Source organism: Bacteroides sp. 224 (assembly GCF_010500995.1).
GTDB lineage: Bacteria > Bacteroidota > Bacteroidia > Bacteroidales > Bacteroidaceae > Bacteroides.
Map to the genome: position 1 here is coordinate 1 of NZ_QVMK01000075.1, position 2,491 is coordinate 2,491.

A 2,491-nucleotide genomic window follows, 5' to 3' on the forward strand; every position below is an offset into this window, starting at 1 on the left:
TAGTGCGCCCATAAGGCTGCATAATAAATATCTCTTTAGCAAGAGATTGGGTTCGTGTTCTTTGAGATAACAACCTACCACCAACCGACTTATCCGGAGGGGAAACCCAATGGGGAGTGTAGCATGTCGGTAAAGGCATAAGTCCACAAATTGCCATGTGGCGACTGAATGACAAGGTAGAAAGACAAGCATGAGGATGAAGCCTGAATTGGTTGAACGATAGTCCAGTGGCTGTTAAATGAGCCGTGACGGAAGGCAATTATAAACGTCACGCTGTAGTACTCTTCCGGTGTATCGGACGGATTGAGCAAAAGAACAGACTACAGCACAACCGCAATAAGCGGAGAAAAGGTCGAACGTCGCATCCGACAGCTTGTCGCGCTAATAGTTATTATGCAAGCTAAATGGGGATTGCCTAAGTTGGGACGCCGCAAGGCTATGGGGTTTAGCCTCTGAAAACCCAATATGGCAACGGAGCTTCCGTAGTAGTCCGAGCAGGGGAAAGCCCTGTACATGGCGAAGGGAAGCAGTTGGTAACTTTAATACAAACAAAGAAAGACGTGTGAGACGTATGAGAAATTCAGAGAATGTATTAAACATTTTAAGTGAACACAGCAATGTTTCGGGCTACAAGTTCGAAAGGCTGTACCGAATTCTATTCAATGAGCAAATGTACTATACTGCCTATCAGCGCATTTATGCAAAGCAAGGCAATATGACCGCTGGAACGGACGGTAAAACGGTCGACCAGATGAGCGTTCTGAGAATAGAAAGCCTTATCGTAAGCCTCAGAGATGAGACCTACAAGCCGCATCCGGCAAGGAGGGTGTACATTCCCAAAAAGAACGGTAAGAAACGACCGCTTGGGATACCTTCTTTCGAGGATAAACTGGTGCAAGAGGTAGTTCGAATGATTCTCGGAGCCATCTATGAGGGGTATTTTGAATATTCTTCACATGGTTTCAGGCCAAACAAGAGCTGCCATACTGCACTGACCCACATTCAGAAATCGTTTAGCGGGACGAAGTGGTTTATTGAAGGAGATATTAAAGGTTTCTTCGATAATATCAACCATGAAGTCCTTATAAACACTCTGAAAGAACGGATTGCCGACGAAAGGTTCATCCGCTTAATCAGAAAATTTCTAAATGCAGGGTATGTTGAAGATTGGAAATTCCATAAAACGTACAGTGGAACGCCGCAAGGTGGTTTGATTAGCCCCATTCTAGCTAACATCTATCTCGACAAGTTCGACAAGTACATGAAGGAATATGCAAAATCATTCGACAGGGGCAGAGAAAGGCAAAGCAGTACAGAGTACAAACGACTTGAAAACAAAAGAAGCAGGCTGGTGAAAAAGGCTAAATCCGAAGAAGACGAATCGGTCAGAGCAAATCTGATCGAGGAGATTCGGAAAGTCGAGAGTGAAATCGTTAAAACGCCCTACGGGTTAAACATGGACGAAACGTTCAAAAGATTGAAGTATGTGAGGTACGCCGACGACTTCCTTATAGGAGTTATCGGCAGCAAAGCGGAATGTGTGCAAATTAAAGCGAACATTGCTCGGTTTATGAGCGAAATGCTCCATCTGGAGCTATCAGATGAGAAGACGCTTATAACGCACGCACAAAACGCGGCTAAATTCCTTGGATATGAAGTCTATGTCCGTAAATCCCAAGCCCTAAGGCACAATCGGAACGGAGTTTTAAGAAGACCTTTCAATGGTAGAATAGTCTTGAGAGTGGCAAACGAGGTGGTTAAACGGAAATTGCTGGACTACGATGCAATAACCGTTGGGCAAGCCCACGGTAAAGAAGTCTGGAAACCCAAATCTCGTTCCTACATGATAGGCATGAAACCGGAGGATATCCTCGCACAATACAATGCGGAGATAAGGGGATTCTACAACTACTATTCTATCGCCAACGATATTTCATATCTCGGTAATTCATTCGGGTACAACATGGAGTACAGTATGTTCAAAACCATTGCTCAAAAGCAAAACAGTACACTAGGAAAGACGATAAAGAAACTCCGCAGGGGTAAAAACTTCGTTATTCCCTATGTGGACAGCAAAGGGCAAAAGAGAGTCAGAGTATTCTATGATGAGGGTTTTAAGAGAAAGACAGCACAAAGCTATGCCCAATGCGACAACATTCCGAACACGAACATCAGCCCTTACCCGAGCCTTATCGAGAGGCTGATGGCTGAAAAATGTGAGCTATGTGGAGCAGAAGGTAAAACGCTAATGCATCATGTACGCACCCTCAATGACCTGAAAGGGGGCAATGAGTGGGAACAACTGATGCTAAAGAAACGCCGGAAGACTTTAGCTGTTTGTGAAATCTGCAATGCCAAAATTCATGTTCGCTAAAATGAGAAAAACCAACGGAGAGCCGTATACGAGGAGACTTGTACGTACGGTTCGGGGGCAGGCTCCCGGAAACCTACCGTCGCAAGGCGGCAAGGCGCCGGGTGCCGAGCCTACTAT

2 protein-coding genes are annotated in these 2,491 nt (G+C 45.2%); one reads left to right on the top strand and one right to left on the bottom strand.

The genetic code is table 11. The features are described from left to right. Positions 1-89: 89 nt before the first annotated feature. Positions 90-272 carry a hypothetical protein gene (locus D0T60_RS18340; protein ID WP_163219910.1) on the bottom strand — a complete coding sequence of 61 codons (183 nt, stop codon included), beginning with the start codon at positions 270-272 and terminating at the stop codon, positions 90-92. Positions 273-571: 299 nt separating this feature from the next. Here D0T60_RS18340 and D0T60_RS18345 point away from each other — a divergent pair, with 299 nt between their 5' ends. Beyond that, positions 572-2,374 (top strand): reverse transcriptase/maturase family protein, encoded by a 1,803-nt coding sequence (locus tag D0T60_RS18345; protein WP_163219912.1) that lies wholly within the window; start codon positions 572-574, stop codon positions 2,372-2,374. The last annotated feature ends 117 nt before the right edge of the window (positions 2,375-2,491 follow it).